This is a genomic window from Streptomyces synnematoformans (genome assembly GCF_039531005.1).
In the GTDB taxonomy this organism is placed as follows: Bacteria; Actinomycetota; Actinomycetes; order Streptomycetales; family Streptomycetaceae; genus Streptomyces; species Streptomyces synnematoformans.
This window is the reverse complement of record NZ_BAAAPF010000441.1, coordinates 1-4413: the sequence shown is the minus strand read 5'-3', so window position 1 is coordinate 4413 and position 4413 is coordinate 1. Positions and strand designations below refer to the sequence as shown.

At 74.5% G+C, this 4413-nt stretch carries 3 protein-coding genes; 2 read left to right on the top strand and 1 reads right to left on the bottom strand.

The annotated features are described in order from the left end of the window. Positions 1 to 1248: nucleotide sugar dehydrogenase (locus ABD317_RS33965; protein WP_344295199.1), on the bottom strand; the 1248-nt coding region annotated here is incomplete at its 3' end. A 224-nt stretch (positions 1249 to 1472) separates the two neighbouring features. Between ABD317_RS33965 and ABD317_RS33960 the strand changes: the two genes are divergently transcribed. Beyond that, positions 1473 to 3179, top strand: a complete 1707-nt coding sequence (locus ABD317_RS33960) for an FAD-dependent oxidoreductase (RefSeq protein ID WP_027756382.1) — start codon at positions 1473 to 1475, stop codon at positions 3177 to 3179. A gap of 250 nt (positions 3180 to 3429) precedes the next feature. Beyond that, on the top strand, positions 3430 to 4413 hold a 984-nt coding region (locus tag ABD317_RS33955; RefSeq protein ID WP_344295197.1), incomplete at its 3' end, for a serine/threonine-protein kinase.

The following is a 4413-nucleotide window of genomic DNA, read 5'->3' as shown; positions in this document are numbered from 1 at the left end:
CGCCCCGCGGGTGTCCAGCAGCAGCTGCGCCTTCACCGCCAGCGCCTGCAGGTCGTACGTCCGGTGCGGCTGCAGCAGCACCGTCAGGTCCGCGTCCGCCGCCGCCTCGTACAGCGCCCCCGCCCGCGGCACCGGCCGGCCCAGCACCTGCCACGCCGTGACGTACGGGTCGTGGAACCCCACGCGCGCCCCCAGCTCGGTCAGCCGGGCCGCGACGTCGCCGGCCGGGGTGCGCTCCAGGTCGGCGACGTCCGGTTCGTACGTGACGCCGAGGAGCAGCACGCGGGCGCCGCGGGCGGACTTGCCGTGCTCGTTGAGGAGCTGGGCGCAGCGCTGGACGACGTACCGCGGCATCCGGCCGTTGACCTCGCGGGCGAGGTCCACCATCCGCAGCGGGTGGTCGAAGCCGGGGGCGGTGCGGCCGCCGGGGTGCGGGACGCGGACGGGGACGCGGTCGGGGTCGACGGGCACCCCGTGGCCGCCGACGCCGGGGCCGGGGCGGTAGCTGGGCGCGGTGCCGAACGGCCGGGTCTCGGCGCAGCGGATCACGTCCCACAGGTCGATGCCCCGGTCGTGGCAGAACCAGGCCAGCTCGTTGACGAGGGCGTGGTTCACGTGCCGTACGTTGCCCTCCAGCAGCCGCACCGTCTCCGCCTCGCGCGGCCCCCGGGCCCGTACGACCCGCTCCGCGAACCGCCCGTAGAACGCCACCGCCGCCTCCGTGCAGGCCGGGGTCAGCCCGCCGACGACCTTCGGCGCGGGGGCGGTGTCGGCCGGGTCGAGGGGGCCGGGGGAGTACGCCAGGTGGAAGTCGCGCCCGGCGCGCAGCCCGGAGCCCTGCTGCAGGAGGGGGCGCAGGAGGTCCTCGGTGCTCCCGGGGTAGGTGGCGGACTCCAGCAGCACGGTGGTGCGCGGCTTGAGGTGTCGCGCCAGCTCGCGCCCCGCGTCGGCGACCGGCCCGAGGTCGAGCGCGCCGTCGTCGGCGAGCGGGGTGGGCACGCAGATCACGGCGGTACGGGCGCCGCCGAGGTCGGCGGGGTCGGCGGAGGCGCGGAAACCGGTGGTCAGGAGCTTGCGCACCGCGGCCGCCGGCAGCGAGCCGCCCGTCGGCGGGCGGCCGGCGGCGAGGGCGTCGACGGCGCGCGGGTCGGGGTCGTATCCGACGACGGAGAAGCCGGCCGTGGCCGCGGCGCGGGCGAGCGGCAGGCCGTGGTGGCCGAGTCCGATGACGGCGACGTCTGCGGGCATGTCTGCGGGGCGTTCCTTCCCGTGGTCCCCGGACCTGAGCCGGAGTGGGTAGAGGCTCTTGTCAGGCTACGGGCATATATGACTGTTATTCAGTATTGGGCGCTTTGCGTCGTCTGCGGCGTTGCGCACGCGGCCCGTACGGTGGCTGTCCGCCGCGGGGGCGGACAGAATCGGACGTGGGCACGTTGGGCTGCCGCAACGGGGCGACAGGACTGGAGGCATCCGTGAAGACAGCGGTACTGGGGCCGGCCGAGCGCGGTGAGGCCCTCGCACAGATGGCGGAGCGCGAGCTGGACGTGCTGGTCGTCGGCGCCGGCGTGGTCGGCGCGGGCACCGCGCTGGACGCGGCGACCCGCGGGCTGGCCACCGGGCTGGTCGAGGCGCGGGACTGGGCGTCGGGCACGTCGAGCCGGTCCAGCAAGCTCATCCACGGCGGGCTGCGGTATCTGGAGATGCTGGACTTCGCCCTCGTCCGCGAGGCGCTGAAGGAGCGCGGGCTGCTCACCGAGCGCCTCGCCCCGCACCTGGTCAAGCCGGTGCCGTTCCTCTACCCGCTGCAGCACCGCGCGTGGGAGCGGGCGTACGCGGGCTCCGGCGTGCTGCTGTACGACGCGATGTCGATGTCCCGCGCCCACGGCCGCGGCATGCCCGGCCACCGCCACCTCTCCCGCTCGCACGCGCTGCGCGTCGCGCCGTGCCTGCGCAAGGACGCGCTCGTGGGCGCGTTGCAGTACTACGACGCGCAGGTCGACGACGCGCGGTACGTCGCCACGCTCGTGCGCACCGCCGCGCAGTACGGGGCGCACGTCGCCAACCGCGCGCGGGTCGTGGGCTTCCTGCGCGAGGGCGAGCGCGTCGTCGGCGCGCGGGTGCACGACCTGGAGCAGGGCGGGGAGTTCGAGGTGCGCGCCCGGCAGGTCGTCAACGCGACCGGCGTGTGGACGGACGAGACGCAGGCGATGGTCGGCGAGCGCGGGCAGTTCCACGTACGGGCGTCGAAGGGCATCCACCTCGTCGTACCGAAGGACCGCATCCACTCCACGACCGGGCTCATCCTCCGTACGGAGAAGAGCGTCCTGTTCGTCATCCCCTGGGGCCGGCACTGGATCATCGGCACCACGGACACCGACTGGGACCTCGACAAGGCCCACCCCGCCGCCTCCTCCGCCGACATCGACTACCTGCTGGAGCACGTCAACTCCGTCCTCGCCGTGCCGCTGACGCGGGATGACGTCGAGGGCGTGTACGCGGGCCTGCGGCCGCTACTCGCCGGCGAGTCGGACGCGACGAGCAAGCTGTCGCGCGAGCACACCGTGGCGCACCCGGTGCCCGGGCTCGTCGTGGTCGCCGGCGGCAAGTACACGACGTACCGGGTCATGGCCGAGGACGCCGTCGACGAGGCCGTGCACGGGCTCGACCAGCGCGTCGGGCCGTGCGTCACCGAAGAGGTGCGGCTGCTGGGCGCGGAGGGGTACGCGGCGCTGTGGAACGCGCGGGCGCGGACGGCGGCGCGTACGGGGGTGCACGTCGTACGGGTGGAGCACCTGCTGAACCGGTACGGGGCGCTGGCCGGGGAGGTGCTGGAGCTGATCGCCGGGGACCCGTCGCTGGGCGCGCCGCTGAGCGGCGCGGACGACTACCTGCGCGCGGAGGTCGTGTACGCGGCCTCCCACGAGGGCGCACGCCATCTCGACGACGTGCTGACGCGGCGCACCCGCATCTCCATCGAGACCTTCGACCGCGGTACGCAGTGCGCGGCCGAGGTCGCCGAGTTGATGGCGCCGGTGCTGGGCTGGGACCGGGACCAGGTCGAGCGCGAGGTCGCGCACTACGAGAAGCGGGTGGAGGCGGAGCGCGAGTCGCAGCGGCAGCCCGACGACCAGACGGCGGACGCGGCGCGGCTGGGGGCGCCGGAGATCGTGCCGCTGTAGCCGTGGCGGTCGTGCGCCCGTCACCGTGCACCCGCCGCCGTGGCGCCGCGGGGGTGTCGTTGGTCGCATAGCCGGGTCTCTTTGTAGGTGCATGTAAGCGCGCGGGCAGGGGCCTTGGGCTGCGCGGACACCGTGAAAAGGCCTGTCGGGGACGGAAGATCGATCACGGCAAAACTCGCCCGGCGGACAGGGGTGTCCGTGCGATGGGACACAATGGAGGTCCTGCCGGGGTGAATCGCTGAGGGGATCGATGGGGCGCGAAGGGGACGGCGCGACAGGTCGGCTGCTGGCCGGCCGTTACCGGCTCGGGGAGGTGCTCGGCCGCGGCGGCATGGGCACCGTCTGGCGTGCCACGGACGAGGTGCTGGGCCGCGCGGTCGCGGTCAAGGAGCTGCGCTTTCCCACCAGCGTGGACGAGGACGAGAAGCGCCGCCTCGTCACGCGAACGCTCCGCGAGGCCAAGGCGATCGCCCGGATCAGGAACACCGGCGCGGTCACGGTCTACGACGTCGTGGACGAGGACGACCGCCCGTGGATCGTCATGGAGCTGATCGAGGGCCGCTCGCTCTCCGACGCCACCCGCGACGACGGCCCGCTCACCCCGCGGCGCGCCGCCGAGGTCGGCCTCGCCGTGCTCGATGTGCTGCGCTCGGCCCACCGCGAGGGCATCCTGCACCGCGACGTGAAGCCGTCCAACGTGCTCATCTCCGACGACGGCCGCGTCGTCCTCACCGACTTCGGCATCGCGCAGGTCGAGGGCGACCCGTCGATCACGACGACGGGCATGCTCGTCGGCGCCCCGTCGTACATCTCGCCCGAGCGCGCCCGCGGGCAGAAGCCGGGGCCCGCGTCCGACCTGTGGTCGCTCGGCGGGCTGCTGTACGCCGCCGTGGAGGGGCACCCGCCGTACGACCTGGGATCGGCCATCGCCACCCTGACCGCGGTGATGACCAAGCCCGTCGACCCGCCCAAGAACGCCGGTCCCCTGGAGGACTGCATCTACAGGCTGCTGCGCAAGGACCCCGACGAGCGGCTCGACGACGCCGGCGCGCGGGCGCTGCTGCGCGCGGTCGTCGACGCGCCGGAGGACGAGCCGGGCGGCCCCTCGGCCGCGACGGCGCCGACGACGGTGGTGCCGCTGCCGGTCGTGCCGGACGCGGGGGCGGGGTCCGTCCCGCCGCAGGCGCCGGAGCCGTGGAAGAAGACGGCGCGGAAGAAGGCGGAGCGCAGGGAC